Raw genomic sequence first — 15,063 nt, forward strand, 5'->3', positions numbered from 1 at the left:
GGCGTGGTCGTAACCGCGGCGTGGTCGTACGGCGTTCCGGCGGGCGGGCACCACTGGCCCGACTAAACGATCCGCCATGCCCCACGCGCTTTTCCTCGCTCGCAGGTCGGTTTCCGCCCCACCCGACTACCGCGTTCGGAGTACGCCGGTCTCCACCCCCCACTGCACCCGCGGGCCTACCGCACCCGCGGCCGGACCAGCCCCGATTCGTACGCGATGACCACCAGCTGCGCCCGGTCGCGCGCCCCCAGCTTGGCCATGGCCCGGTTGACGTGCGTCTTGACCGTCAGCGGGCTGACCGCCAGCTCCCCGGCGATCTCGTCGTTCGACAGCCCGCCCGCGACCAGCACGAGCACCTCCCGCTCCCGCCCGGTCAGCGTCCCCAGCTCGGCCGCCCCCGGCCGCCCGGCCCCGCCCTCGCCGGGCCCTTCCCCCTGCGCGAGGAACTTGGCGATCAGCCCCTTCGTCGCGGCCGGTGACAGCAGTGCCTCCCCGGCCGCCGCGATCCGGATGGCGGCGAGCAGTTCGTCCGGCTCGGCCCCCTTCCCGAGGAACCCGCTGGCCCCGCCGCGCAGCGCCTGCACCACGTAGTCGTCCACCTCGAAGGTGGTCAGGATGACCACGCGTACGGCGGTCAGGTCCGGATCGGCGGTGATCATGCGGGTGGCGGCGAGGCCGTCCACACCCGGCATCCGGATGTCCATCAGCACCACATCGGCCCCCGTGGCCCGCGTCAGCTCGTACGCCTCGGCCCCGTCGGACGCCTCCCCCACCACCTCCATGTCGGGCTCGGAGTCCACGAGGATGCGGAAGGCGCTGCGGAGCAGGGCCTGGTCGTCGGCGAGCAGCACCTTGATGGTCATCCGGTCTCCCCCGTGCGGCAGCAGCGGCCGGACGCTCCGGCCTGGTGGGTGGCTGGGTCGGTGTGAAGGGGCAGGCGTACGTGTATCCGGAAGCCGCCGGTCGGGCGGGGGCCGGTCTCGACGGTGCCGCGCAGGGCTTCGACGCGTTCGCGCATGCCGATCAGGCCGTGGCCGCCGCCGGGTTCCGGGGCGCCAGGGCCGGGGTCCGGGCCGGTGCCGTCGTCCAGGACCATGACCGTCAGGGCGTCGGCGTCACGGGTGATGCGGACCGTCGCGCGGGCGCCCTGGCCTGCGTGTTTGTGCACGTTGGTCAGGGCTTCCTGAACGATGCGGTACGCGGTCAGGTCGATGGCGGCGGGCAGCGCGTCCGCCGGGCGCGGTACGTCGAGGTCGACAGGGAGGCCGGCGCGTACGAAACCGTCGACGAGGTGGTCGAGAACGGCCAGGCCGGGCGCGGGTTCGGTGGGGGCCCGCGGGTCGTCGGACTGGCGCAACAGGCCGACGGTGGCCCGCAGTTCGTCCAGGGCGGAGCGGGACGCCTCGCGTACGTGGGCCAGGGCCTGCTTGGCCTGGTCGGGGCGGCTGTCCATGACGTGCGAGGCGACCCCGGCCTGCACATTGACCAGGGCGATGTGGTGGGCGACCACGTCGTGCAGCTCGCGGGCGATCCGCATGCGCTCCTCGGCGACGCGGCGCCGGGCCTCCTCCTCGCGGGTCCGCTCGGCGCGTTCGGCCCGCTCCCGTATGGCGGCGACGAAGGCGCGGCGGCTGCGGACCGCGTCACCGGCCGCGGCGGCCATGCCGGTCCAGGCGAAGATCCCCAGGTTCTCCTGCGCGTACCAGGGGCGGGCCCCGAAGAGCATCGCGGCGGCGGTGAGCACCACGACGGTCAGCGCGCCGACGCGCCAGGTGGTGGAGCGGTCCGTACGGGCGGCGAGGGTGCACAGCGCGATGACCACGGAGCAGGCGACCGGGGCGCGCGGCGCCTCGGTTTCCAGGAGGAGTTCGAGGACGGTGCAGACGCCGGTCACCGCCAGCACGCTGCGCGGGAAGCGGCGGCGCACCGCCAGGGCGCCGCTGGCGACGGCGGCGAGGACCGCGGTGGTGACGGTCAGGTCGCGTTCGCCGAAGCGGGGGCCGTGCGGACCGTGCGGACCGGCCATCGCGCCGATCAGGATGGCCACGAAGACGGCGAGCGCCAGCACGGTGTCGCAGGCGCGCGGGTGGGCGCGTATCCAGGCGAGCGGGCCGCCGCCCGGACGCGGGCCGGCCTGCCCGGGGGCGAGGGGAGTCACGGGGAAACGGTAGCGCCCCGGCCCCACGCGGGGTCCGGGGCGCTGCCTGCGCTGGAGGTCGTACGGGCCGAGCGGTGGCCGGTGGCCGGGCGGGGCGGTCCGGAAGTCGGTGACGGTCGCCCCGGAGGCCGGTGGCCGGTCAGCCCGGTAGCCGGTACCCGGTCGGTCCGGTCGACCGGCGGCGGCCGGTCGGCCCGGGATCGGGCCGCCGCCCCGGCCCGGCACAAAGCCGTCGTCTCACCCCGGAATCAGCCCGTCGTCGCTGAGCATCTCCTTGACCTCGTCGAGGGTCGCGTCCTCGGCGGGCAGGATCAGTTCGGACGGCTCCAGGGAGTCGTCCGGCAGTGGGGTGCCCAGGCGGCGTACCGCGTCCAGAAGGGCGCTCAGGGTGCGCCGGAAGCCGTCCTCGTCGCCGCTCTCCATCTCGTCGAGCAGCTCGTCGTCCAGCTTGTTCAGCTCGACGAAGTGCGCGTCGTCGAGCTTCACCTGCCCCTCCCCCATGATCCGTACGATCACGACGGTCTCCTTCTGGTCCGGTGTGTGATCCGGTGCGGCGGTCGCGACGAGGCTAACCGCCGCCGGCCGTCACTGCTTGTCGAAACGCGGCTGCCCGGGCTGCGCCTGCGGGGCCTGCTGCCCCTGGCCCGCCTGGCCGCCCTCGATGGCCTGCTTGTCGGCGCCCGGGCCCGCCAGCTCGGCCTTCATGCGCTGGAGCTCCAGCTCGACGTCCGTACCGCCGGAGAGCCGGTCCAGCTCGGCGGCGATGTCGTCCTTGGCCATGCCGGACGGGTCGTCCAGCGCGCCGGAGGCGAGCAGTTCGTCGATGGCGCCGGCCCGGGCCTGCATCTGCGCGGTCTTGTCCTCGGCGCGCTCGATGGCCATGCCGACGTCGCCCATCTCCTCGGAGATGCCGGAGAACGCCTCGCCGATCCGGGTCTGCGCCTGGGCGGCGGTGTAGGTGGCCTTGATCGTCTCCTTCTTCGTACGGAAGGCGTCGACCTTGGCCTGGAGGCGCTGGGCGGCGAGGGTGAGCTTCTCCTCCTCGCCCTGGAGGGTCTGGTGCTGCGTCTCCAGGTCGGTGACCTGCTGCTGGAGGGCCGCCCTGCGGGACAGCGCCTCGCGGGCGAGGTCCTCGCGGCCGAGCGAGAGGGCCTTGCGACCCTGGTCCTCCAGCTTGGAGGACTGGGCCTGGAGCTGGTTGAGCTGGAGCTCCAGGCGCTTGCGGGAGGTCGCCACGTCGGCGACGCCGCGGCGTACCTTCTGGAGCAGCTCCAGCTGCTTCTGGTACGAGTAGTCAAGGGTCTCGCGCGGATCCTCGGCCCGGTCCAGGGCCTTGTTGGCCTTCGCGCGGAAGATCATCCCCATCCGCTTCATGACACCGCTCATGGGCCTCGCGCGCCCCCTTCTGACCGAGTTACATCGGGCTTCGGCTCCAGCACATCTACAGACCCCACAGTACGGGCCCGGGTTCCATTACCGCACTGTTCGGACCCGGATGCGCTCCTCCTGCAGGACGATCAGGACGGCCCGGTCCTCCGGCGCAGGGAGTAGGGAACGCCCGGGGACCCCACCGCCCGTCCTTTTCACCCCGTTACATCCCTGGCGTCGCACCGGTCACGGGACCGCGCCGTTGCCGGATCGTTCCCCACGCCGCTGTGGTCCATGCACCGCGTACCCGTACCCTTGCGTATGTGTTCCGAAGCCGTTCGAAGGATGAGCAGGCCGCGACCGCCAAGGTGACCGCGTCCGAGCCCAAGCAGCCCCGCGACCCGCAGGCCCCGAAGGGCCGCCCGACGCCGAAGCGCAACCAGGCGCAGGCGCAGCGCCGCACGCGCGCGCACACGCCGGCCAACCGCAAGGAGGCGCAGAAGGCCGCGCGTGAGGCGCGCCGCGCCGACATGGCCCGGCAGCGCGAGGCACTGGCCAACGGTGACGAGCGGTTCCTGCCGGTGCGCGACAAGGGCCCGGTGCGCCGCTTCGCGCGCGACTTCGTCGACTCGCGCTGGTGCGTCGCGGAGTTCTTCCTGCCGATGGCCGTGATCATCCTGGTGCTGACGATGCTGCGGCAGCCGGGGATCCAGAACATCGCGCTGCTGCTGTGGCTGTTCATCATCGTGCTGATCGTGGTCGACTCGTTCGTCCTGTGGTTCTCGCTGGGCAAGCGCCTCAAGCAACGCTTCCCGAACGAGAACCTGAAGGGCGTCAGGCCGTACGCCCTGATGCGCACCCTCCAGATGCGCCGGCTGCGTCTGCCGAAGCCGCAGGTCAAGCGCGGAGAGCAGCCCTGAACACGACCCCTTCGGGCTTCTCGCCCGGCGCCGGACGGTGGCTGGGCGGGCTGGGCGGACTGCGCAACACGGTCCGCCAGGAGCTGGTGGCCCGCCAGCTGGAGGAGCAGATCTCGGCGCGCTTCCCGGTGGGACAGCGGCTGCGGGTGCTCGACGTGGGCATGGGCCAGGGCACCCAGGCGCTGCGGCTGGCCCGCGCCGGCCACAAGATCACCGGCGTGGAGGCCGACCCCTCGATGCTGGCGGCCGCCCGCGCGGCCCTCGCGGAGGAACCGGCCGGCATCCAGGAGCGCGTCGAGCTCATCGAGGGCGACGGCCGGGACACCGGCGTGCACTTCCTCCCCGGCGCCTTCGACGTGGTGCTGTGCCACGGCGTGCTGATGTACGTGGCGGAGCCGGACCCGATGCTGGCCGGGCTGGCCCGCGTCCTGGCGCCCGGCGGCCTGCTGTCCCTGGTGGTGCGCAACGCCGACGCGCTCGCGATGCGGCCGGGACTGTCCGGCGACTGGGACGGCGCGCTGGCGGCCTTCGACTCCGCCGAGTACGTCAACCGCCTCGGCCTGAAGGCGCGCGCCGACCGCCTGGCGGCGCTGACCGCCACGCTCGACGGAATCGGCGCGCCGCTGGAGACCTGGTACGGCGTACGGATCTTCACCGACACCGCGGCGGACGACGCGCCGCTGCCCGCCGACGGCGAGCTGGAACGGCTGCTGGCCGCGGAGGACCGGGCCGGGCGCACCGACCCGTACCGCTCGGTGGCCGCACTGCTGCACCTGTGCGGCGTACGGGGCGGAACGGGGAGCGAGGGACGCTAGGAGCGCGGGCGCGCAACCGGGCGTGCGCACGGGCGCGCGCCCCGGCCCCTGTCCCCCGCGCCACCTGCGCCCTGTGCGAAATCCCCTACGGGTAAAAGACAGGTAATCGCCCCTCTCCCGCGTCTTGTTCTTCGTGAGCACCGAGACCCCGAGAACCGCCTCGGCCACCGCCGAAGCGGAGCCCCCGCAGCCCTCCCTCCCCGTCCGCAAGACCTGGCGCGTGCTGTACGGCCACATCCGGCCGCACCGCGCCGCCATCGCCCTGGGCGGGCTGCTGACCCTGGCCGGCTCGGCCGCCGGCCTCGTCCAGCCGCTGGCCGCCAAGGCGCTGGTCGAGCGCCTGGGCGTAAACGAGTCGATCACCATGCTGCTGGTGCTGCTGACCGCGCTGGTGGTGGCGGGCGCCGTGGCGGAAGCGGTCGGCGCGTACGTCCTGGAACGCACCGCGGAGTCCGTGGTGCTCGCCGCCCGGCGCCGGCTCGTCGCCCGGCTGCTGCGGCTGCGGATGCCCGCGGTGGACCGCAGCAAGCCCGGCGACCTGATGTCCCGGGTCACCGCGGACACCACACTGCTGCGCGCGATCACCACCCAGTCGCTGGTGTCCGCCGGGACCGGCCTCGCCACCCTGGTCGGCGCGATCGTGTTCATGGCCCTGCTGGAGCCGGTGCTGCTCGGGGTGACGGTCGCGGTGATCGTGCTGATCGGCAGCTCCATGGGGCTGGTCATGCCGCAGATCTCCAAGGCGACGAAGCGGGCGCAGGAGGCCGTGGGGGCGATCTCCACGGCGCTGGAGCGGACGTTCGGCGCGTTCCGTACGGTCAAGGCGTCCGGCGCGGAGCGGCGGGAGGAGGCGGCCATCGAGGCGGCCGCGCGCGAGGCGTGGCGCGGCGGCATACGGGCCGCGAAGTGGCAGTCCCTCGCGATGTCCTCGGTGGGGCTCGCGGTCCAGGTCTCCTTCCTGGCCGTACTGGGCGTCGGCGGCGCACGGGTGGCCTCGGGGGCCACCGACATCGCCACCCTGGTCGCGTTCCTGCTGTACCTCTTCTACCTGATCGACCCGATATCCCGGCTGGTAGAGGCGGCGTCCGCCTACCAGGTGGGGTCGGCGGCGATCGCCCGGATGGCGGAGGCGGAGGACCTGGAGACGGAGCCCCTGGAGGCAGGGGATCAGGAAGGGACCGGGGCCGCCGCCCCCGCGAAGCCCGCGAGCGTCGCCTTCGAAGGGGTCACCTTCCGCTACCGCCCGGACCTGCCGCCCGTCCACCACGGCGTGGACTTCGTGGTGCCCGGCGGCGGCATGACGGCGTTCGTCGGCCCGTCCGGCGCCGGCAAGTCCACCGTCTTCGGGCTGGTGGAGCGGTTCTACGAGGCGGACGGCGGCCGGGTGCTGATCGACGGCACGGACGTACGGGACTGGCCGCTGGAACGGCTGCGCGCCCAGATCGGCTACGTCGAGCAGGACGCCCCCGTCCTGTCCGGCACCTTGCGCGAGAACCTGCTGTTCGCGGCACCCGGCGCCACCGACGACCAGCTGGCCCGCGTCCTGACCAGGACCCGGCTGGACGGCCTGGTCGAGCGACTGCCGGAGGGCCTGGAGACGCCGGTGGGCCACCGCGGCAGCAAGCTGTCCGGCGGCGAGCGGCAGCGCGTGGCGATCGCGCGGGCGCTGCTGCGCGAGCCGCGGCTGCTGCTCCTGGACGAGGCGACCTCGCAGCTGGACGCGGTCAACGAACTGGCACTGCGGGACACCGTCGCGGAGGCCGCCCGTACGACCACGGTGCTCGTGGTGGCGCACCGGCTGTCCACCGTCACGCTCGCGGACCGGATCGTGGTGATGGAGGCGGGACGGGTGCGCGCGGTCGGTACGCACGCGGAGCTGGTGGCGAGCGATCCGCTGTACGGGGAGTTGGCGGCGACGCAGTTTCTCGCCACGGCGCCGGATGACCGGGCGAATCAGGCGCCCTGACGGGACACTCCAGGCATGACGCCTTCACCGACTTCCCCGCACAGGGCGGCGGTCGCCGCGGCGGCCGCCCTGTGCGCGACCGCGCTGATGGCCGGCTGCTCCGGTTCGGGCTCGCCCGACTCCGCCGACCGGTCCCCCTCGTCGGCCCCCGCCACCTCCCCCGCGAAGGCGGCGGCCCCCAGCGTCAGCACCGACCTGCAGAACGCCTACCAGAGGGTGGTGAAGGACGTGCTGCCGTCGGTCGTCCAGATCACCACCGGGGAGGGGCTGGGCTCGGGGGTGGTCTACGACGCGCGCGGGCACATCGTCACCAACGCGCATGTCGTCGGCCAGGAGAAGACGTTCAAGGTGACCACGGCACGGGGCAGCCGCTCGCTGAACGCCTCGCTGGTCGCCTCGTACCCGGAGCAGGATCTCGCCGTCATCAAGATCGACAAGGCGCCGGGCGATCTGAAGCCGGCCACCTTCGGCGACTCCGCCAAGGTGGAGATCGGGCAGATCGTGCTCGCCATGGGCAGCCCGCTGGGGCTGTCCGGCAGCGTCACCCAGGGCATCGTCTCGGCGACCGGACGCACCGTCAGCGAGCCGAGCAGCGGCGGCGGTACGGGCGCCACCCTCGCCAACGTGGTGCAGACCTCCGCCGCCATCAACCCGGGCAACAGCGGCGGCGCCCTGGTCAACCTCTCCGACCAGGTCATCGGCATCCCCACGCTGGCCGCCACCGACCCGCAGATGGGCGAGGGCGCGGCCCCGGGCATCGGCTTCGCCATCCCGGCCTCCACCGTCCGCAACATCGCCGACCAGATCATCAAGGACGGCAAGGTCACCAACTCGGGCCGGGCGGCGCTCGGCATCACCGGCCGCACCATCGTCGGCCAGGACTTCGAGGGCGCCGGTGTGAGCGTCGCGAGCGTCAAGGAGGGCGGCCCGGCCGATCAGGCGGGCATCAAGGCGGGCGACATCGTCGTGAAGTTCGACGGGACCGCCGTCCGCACCATGCAGGACCTGTCGGAGGCGCTGGCGGGCCACAAGCCCGGCGACAAGGTGGAGGTGACGGTCGACCGGGACGGGGAGCAGAAGACGGTACGGGTCACACTCGGGACGATCTGAGCAGGTCGGGGCGGTGGGTGCCGGCCGGTACGGCTCTGGCGGGCACTGGCCGGTACGGATACAGCGGGCCCCGGCCGGGATGGCTCGGCGGGGGGGCCGGCCGGCCCCCCCCCCCCCCCCGCCCCCCCCCCCCCGCCCCCCCCGGCCCCCCCCCCCCCCCCCCCCCGAAAACGCCCCCCGCGCCCGGCCCCGCCGCTCCCGCACCGCCCTCCTCACCACCGCCCTCGCCCTCGCCCTCCTCGGAGGTCCTTCCACACCTCGCCGATCCAGGACTCCGCGTCCCCCTGGGTGGTGAAGTCCTCCGGCTGCACCGCGGGCTCCACCTCCGTGCCGTCGGCCTTCTCGAACCGCCACGTCCACACCATGTCCGCCTCCTGGTCCACCGAGTGCCTGCTCGTCGCGTACCACTGCCGCACCGGGGCGCGCCGGGAGGCCGTGCCGCCCCCGCGCCCGCGCCGGTGCGCCGTACGCCCGGCGTATGCCCCGCCAACGCGCGGTGTACGTCCCGCGTACGTGCTGTTCCGCAGCCTAACGGCCGTGTCGAGACCGGCCCCCGCGCGCCCGGTCGGCGCGGACGGGAGAAAATCGGCGCGTGGAACTGACTCTGCTCGGCACCGGAGCCCCCCGGGGGCTGCCGCGCCCCGGCTGCCCCTGTGCCGCCTGCGCCACCGCCGTCGGCGACGAGGCGCGGGCGGCCACCGCGCTGCTCATCGACGGGGCGCTGCTCCTGGACCTGACCCCGGGCCCCGCGTTCGCCGCCGCGCGCGCCGGGCATTCGCTGACCGCCGTACGGCAGGTGCTGCTCTCGCACCCGCACGACGGGCCCGCGATGGAGGTGCCCGCCGGGCTGCCGCAGCCGGGGCGGGTCGCGGACGGCCGGGAGCTGGCGCTGCTGGACGGGCACCGGGTGCGGGCCGTCGCGGTGGATGTGCCGGGCACCGGGTACGAGGTCGGCGGCCCGGAGGGCGAGCGGCTGCTGTATCTGCCGCCGGGCGCCGCGCCGGCCGGGCTGGCGGAGGGCGAGGGGCACGGGCGCGGCTCCGGCCCGTACGACATGGTTCTGCTGGACGTGCTGGGGCGGCCGGACGCGCTGGCGCGGCTGCGGGCGAGCGGGGCCGTGGACGCGGCGACCGATGTGCTGGGCGTTCATCTGGACCACGATGTGCCGCCCGGCCCCGAGCTGCACCGCAGGCTGGCGGCGGCGGGCGCGCGCGCCGTGCCGGACGGCACGTCGCTGCTGGTCGGCGAGTACCACGCGGTGCCCGACCTGCCGCGCCGCACGCTGGTGCTGGGCGGCGCGCGCAGCGGCAAGTCGGCGGAGGCCGAGCGGCGGCTGGCCGCGTTCCCTGACGTCCTGTACGTCGCCACCGGCGGCACCCGGGACGGGGACACCGAGTGGGCCGCGCGGGTCTCGGCCCACCGCGAGCGCCGCCCGGCTTCCTGGCGTACGACGGAGACCTGCGACCTGCTGCCGCTTCTCGAAGGCGGCGCCCGCCACGAGGAGCGGCCGGACGGCACCGCCGTACCGGACGCACCGGACGATTCGCCGCTGCTCATCGACTGCCTCGCCCTGTGGCTGACGCACGCCATGGACGAGGTGGACGCGTGGGACGACGGAAAGTGGGCGGCGGGCGGCGAGCGCGAGCTGCGCGCGCGGGTGGACGAGCTGGTCGCGGCGGTGCGCGGCACCCGGCGCCCGGTGGTGGCGGTGAGCAACGAGGTCGGCTCGGGGGTGGTCCCGGCCACCGCGTCCGGCCGCCGTTTCCGCGACGAACTGGGGCGGCTGAACGCGATGTTCGGCGCCGAGTGCGAACACGTCCTGCTGGTCGTCGCCGGACAGGCGCTCACGCTGCGCGGATGACACGGACCGCGGCACCCGGGCAGACACTCGCGCTACGCGGACGACACAGCCCCAGGCCCCGGCAGACGCTCACGCTGCGCGGGTGACACGGGCCGCGGCCCACGGGCAGATACTCGCGCTACGCGGACGGCACAGCCCCCAGCCCCCGGCAGACGCTCACGCTGCGCGGGTGACACGGGCCACGGCCCCCGGGCCGGCACTCGCGCTACGCGGACGACACAACCCCAGCCCCCGGCAGACGCTCACGCTATGCGGACGTCCCACCCCCCAGGCCCCGGGCAGGCACTCGCGCTACGCGGACGACAAGCCACCAGCCCACCAGTCCCCATCCCCTGCACAAACGCTTGCGCTGCGCGGATGACACGGCCCGTCCCACGCCCGTGTCCGCTTGCCCGCGCCCGCGCCGCCGGGTGGTCTTGGCCTGTGACCGATACGGAGGGCAGGGTGACCGGTGCGGGCGGCCCGCCGGTCCCCGCGGCCGGTCCGGCGACCGCCGCGGACGCCCCGTGGCGCGCCGCCGCGAAAGCCCCATGGCGCCCCGCCGCCGACGCCCCGGGGTCCCCCGTCTCGTACCGCTTCGACGCCGCCGTACGCGCCTACGTACGCCGCCACCCGCTGGCCACGGTCGTCGCGCTCGGCGAGGGTCTGGGGACCGCCTTCTGGCGGCTGGACAACGGGCGGCTGCACTGGCTGACCGTGGAGGTGCCGGAGACCGCGGCGGTTCGCCGGATGCTGCTGCCGGACGGGCCCCGGCGGCGGACGCTCGCCTGCCCGGTGACCGGCCCCGGCTGGCTGGACGCGGTCCGGGCGCCGGAGCGCGGGGTGGTGGTGACCGCGCGCGGCCTGCTGATGTTCCTCCGGCCGCCCGAGGTACGGGCCCTGTTCGCGGCGTGCGCGGAGCGCTTCCCCGGCGGCGCGCTGGTCTTCGACGCGGTCCCCCGCTGGTGCGCGGGCCGTACGGCTCCCGCCGCGCCGCCGCTGCGCTGGGGCGCGAACGCCGCCGACCTCCCGAAGATCGCGGGCGCACATCCGAACATCGTCGCCGTCCGCGAGGTACCGCCGCCCGGCCGCGGGCCGCTCGCCGGGCGCCTGGCGCGGTGGCGGCAGCACGTACCGCTGCTGCACACGCCCGCCCGTACGGTCACCGAGATCCGCTTCGGCGCCCGCCGGACCGCCGCGGCCCGCTTCCCGGGCGGCGCCCCGGCCGACCCGGAGCGGCCCGCCGGGCGCCGTTCCCGGTAATCTGCGCCGAATGAGCGCCCTGAACCTCGATGACTTCGCCCACCTGATCGAGCGCCCCGACGGCGGCGCGCGCCGTGACGCCGAGGAGCGCCGGGCGCGGCTGGCGGTGCGGCCGGGAGCCCTGGGCCGGCTGGACGAGATCGGCGAGTGGCTGGCCGCCACGCAGCAGCAGGTGCCGGTGCGGCCCGTCGAACGGCCGCGTGCGGTGCTGTTCGCGGGCGATCACGGCGTGGCGTCGCTGGATGTGTCGGGCCGTCCGGCCGGGAGCGCCAAGGACCTCGTACGGGACGTGCTGGACGGGTCGAGCCCGGCGGCGATCCTGGCGCGCCGGGCCGGGGTGCCGGTGCGCGTCGTGGACATGGCCGTGGACTGCGACCCGGCGGAGCTGCCGGAGGAGGTCACCCGGCACCGGGTGCGGCGCGGTTCGGGCCGTATCGACATCGAGAACGCGCTGACGGCCGAGGAGGCGGAGCGGGCGTTCCGGGCGGGGATGGCGGTCGCCGACGAGGAGGCGGACGCCGGTACGGACCTGGTCGCGCTGGGTGATCTGAGCGTGGGCGGCACCACCGCGGCCAGTACGCTGATCGCCGCGCTGTGCGGCACCGACGCGTCGGTGGTCACCGGGCGCGGCGGCGCGGGCATCGACGACCTGGCCTGGATGCGCAAGTGCGCGGCGATCCGCGACGCGCTGCGCCGGGCCCGGCCGGTCCTCGGCGACCAGCTGGAGCTGCTGGCGGCCACCGGCGGCGCCGACCTGGCCGCGATCACCGGTTTCCTGCTGCAGAGCGCGGTCCGGCGCACCCCGGTGATCCTGGACGGGGTGGTCTCGGCGGCCTGCGCGCTGGTGGCGCAGCGGGTGGCGTTCCGGGCGCCGGACTGGTGGCTGGCCGGGCAGGTCAGCGGGGAGCCGGCGCAGGCGAAGGCGCTCGATCGGATCGCGCTCAACCCTCTGCTCGATCACGGCGTCACTGCTGGTGAGGGGACGGGGGCGCTGCTCGCCCTGCCACTGGTGCAGGCGGCCGCGGCCCTGGCGGCAGACCTGCCCGTACGCGACTGACCGGGGCCGGACGGCACCGGCCCGCGCTCCCGCGGGACGACCGGATTCCGGCGGATCCGGTCGTCGGTGGCGCCCTCATCTGATCAATTTCCATGGGAGAAGTCCGCTTGAGCCGGGATGAGGACCGCACCCGCGGTCGGTGGTCACAGCGCGGCGCCGCGTACGCCGTCTGGTATCTGCGAGCCGTCACCTTCATCAATGTCCTCAGTGCCGTGTGGGTGTCGGTCGGCAACGACATCCGCCGGCACAACGTCGACGAGTTCTTCACTCCCTATCTGCTGACCGCGGGCTTCGCCTCCGGCGTCTTCTCGCTGTTCTTCGCGGTGACGATGCGCCGCCGCAAGCGCGCCGCCTGGATACTGAACCTGGTCCTCTCGGGGCTGTTCCTGGCGCTGTTCGCGCTCGCGATGGTGACGGCGCCGGAGTTCCGCCGGCACGGGCAGAACTGGTTCTCCTTCGTGGTGACGCTGCTGTTCGTCGTCTCGCTGCTGGTGGGCCGCAAGGAGTTCTACGCCAAGGGCGACCGCTCCAACCCCAAGCTGGCCGCGGCCGTCGCGCTCGGCGGTCTGCTGGTCACCTCGCTGCTCGCGGCGTGCCTCGTCACCGTCGCCAACACCGCATCGAGCGGCCACTCGACGTTCCTGGAACGCTGGCGCTACGGCGTCATGCGGCTGGTCTCCATCGCCGCCGACGACTCCCGCTTCCCCGGCATCGCCACGCCGAACTGGGTCAACGTCGTCATCAACGTGATGAGCACGGTCCTGCTGCTGCTGGTGCTGTGGGCGGCGTTCCGTTCCGTACGGAGCACCGACCCGATCACCGCCGAGGACGAGGAGAAGCTGCGCGACCTGCTGGCGCGGCAGGGCGACCGGGACTCGCTGGGCTACTTCGCGCTGCGCCGCGACAAGAGCGTCATCTGGTCCCCCAGCGGCAAGGCGGCCATCACCTACCGCGTCGTCGGCGGGGTCTCGCTCGCCTCCGCCGACCCGATCGGCGACCCGGAGGCGTGGCCCGGCGCCATCGACCTGTGGCTCGCCGAGGCCCGCGCACACGGCTGGACGCCCGCGGTGATGGGCGCGGGCGAGGAGGGCGGCACGATCTACGCCCGGCACGGCCTGGACGCGCTGGAGCTGGGCGACGAGGCGATCGTGGACACGGAGGAGTTCACGCTGGAGGGCCGGGCGATGCGGACCGTCCGGCAGGCGTACAACCGCGTCAAGCGGGCCGGCTACACGGTCCGTATCCGCCGCCACGCGGACATCCCCGAGCCGGAGATGGACCGGCTGCTGAAGCTGGCCGACGACTGGCGCGACGGCGAGACCGAGCGCGGCTTCTCCATGGCGCTGGGCCGGCTGGGCGACCCCGCCGACGGGCGCTGCGTGATGCTCGAATGCACCGACGCGGACGGCGAGCTGCGCGCGCTGCTCAGCTTCGTGCCGTGGGGCAAGCAGGGCCTGTCCCTCGACCTGATGCGGCGGGACCGGGACTCCGACAACGGGCTGATGGAGTTCATGGTCCTGGAGCTGATCCAGCGTGCGAAAGAGGTGGAGATCACTCAGGTCTCGCTGAACTTCGCGATGTTCCGCTCCGTCTTCGAACGCGGTGCGCGGCTCGGCGCGGGCCCGGTGCTGCGCCTGTGGCGCTCGCTGCTCAGCTTCTTCTCCCGGTGGTGGCAGATCGAATCGCTCTATCGCGCGAACGCGAAATACCGGCCCATCTGGGAGCCCCGGTACATGCTCTTCGAAAAGAGCACCGACCTGCTGCGCATCGGCATCGCGAGCGCCCGCGCCGAGGGCTTCCTCGAAGCGCCCGGCCTGCCGAAGTGGCTCAACCGCAAACACCTGGAGACCAAGAGATGAGCGAGCCGGTCCTGCGCCGCGCCGTGCGTGCCGAGTGGGGCCTGCTGTTCCGGACCCTGTGGTCCGGGTTGCGTACCAAAAAACTGGCGGCCATCCCGATGACCATCGCCGCCGTCCTGCTCACCTCCCTCTTCCAGATCGTCCAGAACCAGTCCTGGGGCTATCAGTTCGTCCAGAACATCGGCTCCGTACAGGCCGACGAGCACCTGTGGCTGGCGCTGCTGCGCACACCGCTGTCGCTGTTCGTGCCCGCCCTGGACCTGCCGGTGTGGGGCGCGCTGGCGCAGATCCTGCTCGTCTTCGGCATCTGCGAGATCTGCCTGGGCCGGGCCCGGACGCTGCTGATCGCGTACGCGGCCACCCTCGCCGGGACGATGTACGCGCGCATCGGCATCTGGCTCGGCCCCGACAACCCCATCGGCCTCCCGCCGACCGACGCGTTCGTCCACGACACCGGGCCCTCGGCTGCCGTGGTGGGCCTCGGGATCTTCGTGTGCTGGGTCTACCGGGCGTGGTTCACCTGCGCGCTGGTGGTGCTGTCGATGGTCTACGAGGTCGTGTTCATCAAGAACAACCTGGCGGGCCGGGAGCACATCGCCGCCGTCGTGGTGCTGCTGGTGCTGTGCGGGGTGTGGGAGGTGCTGCACCGGCGCAAACCGCGCGGGGCGCAGCGGGCCAGGGCCGGCGGCTGAACGGCTCCCGAAAGG

14 protein-coding genes are annotated in these 15,063 nt (G+C 73.9%); 9 read left to right on the forward strand and 5 right to left on the reverse strand.

Features of this window, described 5'->3' with window-relative positions; translation table 11 throughout:
* Positions 1–176: 176 nt before the first annotated feature.
* The 4 genes from ADK86_RS22440 to ADK86_RS22455 all read right to left on the reverse strand — a co-directional run bounded on the left by ADK86_RS22440 (position 177) and on the right by ADK86_RS22455 (position 3,544).
* Positions 177–863 carry a response regulator transcription factor gene (locus tag ADK86_RS22440; protein ID WP_053698186.1) on the reverse strand — a complete coding sequence of 229 codons (687 nt, stop codon included), beginning with the start codon at positions 861–863 and terminating at the stop codon, positions 177–179.
* Positions 860–2,158, reverse strand: coding sequence for a sensor histidine kinase (locus tag ADK86_RS22445; protein WP_063789059.1), 1,299 nt, complete (start codon positions 2,156–2,158; stop codon positions 860–862). Before ADK86_RS22445 ends, ADK86_RS22440 begins: the two co-directional genes overlap by 4 nt.
* 237 nt (positions 2,159–2,395) lie before the next feature.
* The gene (gene pspAA / locus ADK86_RS22450) at positions 2,396–2,674 is read right to left on the reverse strand and encodes a PspA-associated protein PspAA (protein WP_053698188.1); all 279 of its coding nucleotides are present in this window, start codon (positions 2,672–2,674) and stop codon (positions 2,396–2,398) included.
* 69 nt (positions 2,675–2,743) lie between these two features.
* A complete protein-coding gene (locus tag ADK86_RS22455) occupies positions 2,744–3,544 on the reverse strand; it encodes a PspA/IM30 family protein (RefSeq protein ID WP_078882152.1) in 801 nt (266 codons plus the stop codon).
* A 305-nt stretch (positions 3,545–3,849) separates the two neighbouring features.
* Here ADK86_RS22455 and ADK86_RS22460 point away from each other — a divergent pair, with 305 nt between their 5' ends.
* The 4 genes from ADK86_RS22460 (at position 3,850) to ADK86_RS22475 (ending at position 8,337) form a co-directional block, all read left to right on the forward strand.
* A complete protein-coding gene (locus tag ADK86_RS22460) occupies positions 3,850–4,446 on the forward strand; it encodes a DUF3043 domain-containing protein (protein WP_078952190.1) in 597 nt (198 codons plus the stop codon).
* An 86-nt stretch (positions 4,447–4,532) separates the two neighbouring features.
* A complete protein-coding gene (locus ADK86_RS22465) occupies positions 4,533–5,261 on the forward strand; it encodes a methyltransferase domain-containing protein (protein ID WP_053698190.1) in 729 nt (242 codons plus the stop codon).
* Between the two features lie 133 nt (positions 5,262–5,394).
* The gene (locus ADK86_RS22470; protein WP_053698225.1) at positions 5,395–7,227 is read left to right on the forward strand and encodes an ABC transporter ATP-binding protein; all 1,833 of its coding nucleotides are present in this window, start codon (positions 5,395–5,397) and stop codon (positions 7,225–7,227) included.
* Positions 7,228–7,242: 15 nt separating this feature from the next.
* Positions 7,243–8,337, forward strand: a complete 1,095-nt coding sequence (locus tag ADK86_RS22475) for a S1C family serine protease (protein ID WP_053698191.1) — start codon at positions 7,243–7,245, stop codon at positions 8,335–8,337.
* 212 nt (positions 8,338–8,549) lie between these two features.
* Here the strand turns inward: ADK86_RS22475 and ADK86_RS43870 are convergent, their stop codons facing one another.
* Positions 8,550–8,702 carry a hypothetical protein gene (locus tag ADK86_RS43870; protein WP_199834454.1) on the reverse strand — a complete coding sequence of 51 codons (153 nt, stop codon included), beginning with the start codon at positions 8,700–8,702 and terminating at the stop codon, positions 8,550–8,552.
* A 227-nt stretch (positions 8,703–8,929) separates the two neighbouring features.
* Here ADK86_RS43870 and ADK86_RS22480 point away from each other — a divergent pair, with 227 nt between their 5' ends.
* The 5 genes from ADK86_RS22480 to ADK86_RS43230 all read left to right on the forward strand — a co-directional run bounded on the left by ADK86_RS22480 (position 8,930) and on the right by ADK86_RS43230 (position 15,048).
* Positions 8,930–10,198, forward strand: coding sequence for a bifunctional adenosylcobinamide kinase/adenosylcobinamide-phosphate guanylyltransferase (locus tag ADK86_RS22480; protein ID WP_053698192.1), 1,269 nt, complete (start codon positions 8,930–8,932; stop codon positions 10,196–10,198).
* A gap of 444 nt (positions 10,199–10,642) precedes the next feature.
* Entirely contained in the window at positions 10,643–11,440 is a 798-nt protein-coding gene (locus ADK86_RS22485) for a class I SAM-dependent methyltransferase (RefSeq protein ID WP_053698193.1), read from the forward strand.
* Between the two features lie 10 nt (positions 11,441–11,450).
* On the forward strand, positions 11,451–12,497 hold the full coding sequence (cobT, locus tag ADK86_RS22490) for a nicotinate-nucleotide--dimethylbenzimidazole phosphoribosyltransferase (RefSeq protein WP_053698194.1): 1,047 nt from the start codon (positions 11,451–11,453) through the stop codon (positions 12,495–12,497).
* Positions 12,498–12,589: 92 nt separating this feature from the next.
* Complete coding sequence (locus ADK86_RS22495; protein ID WP_053698195.1) at positions 12,590–14,356, forward strand: phosphatidylglycerol lysyltransferase domain-containing protein; 1,767 nt, start codon at positions 12,590–12,592, stop codon at positions 14,354–14,356.
* The gene (locus ADK86_RS43230) at positions 14,353–15,048 is read left to right on the forward strand and encodes a hypothetical protein (RefSeq protein ID WP_053698196.1); all 696 of its coding nucleotides are present in this window, start codon (positions 14,353–14,355) and stop codon (positions 15,046–15,048) included. Before ADK86_RS22495 ends, ADK86_RS43230 begins: the two co-directional genes overlap by 4 nt.
* Positions 15,049–15,063 lie beyond the last annotated feature (15 nt).

It is taken from the genome of Streptomyces sp. NRRL F-5755, from assembly GCF_001279365.1.
GTDB classification, from domain to species: domain Bacteria; phylum Actinomycetota; class Actinomycetes; order Streptomycetales; family Streptomycetaceae; genus Streptomyces; species Streptomyces rimosus.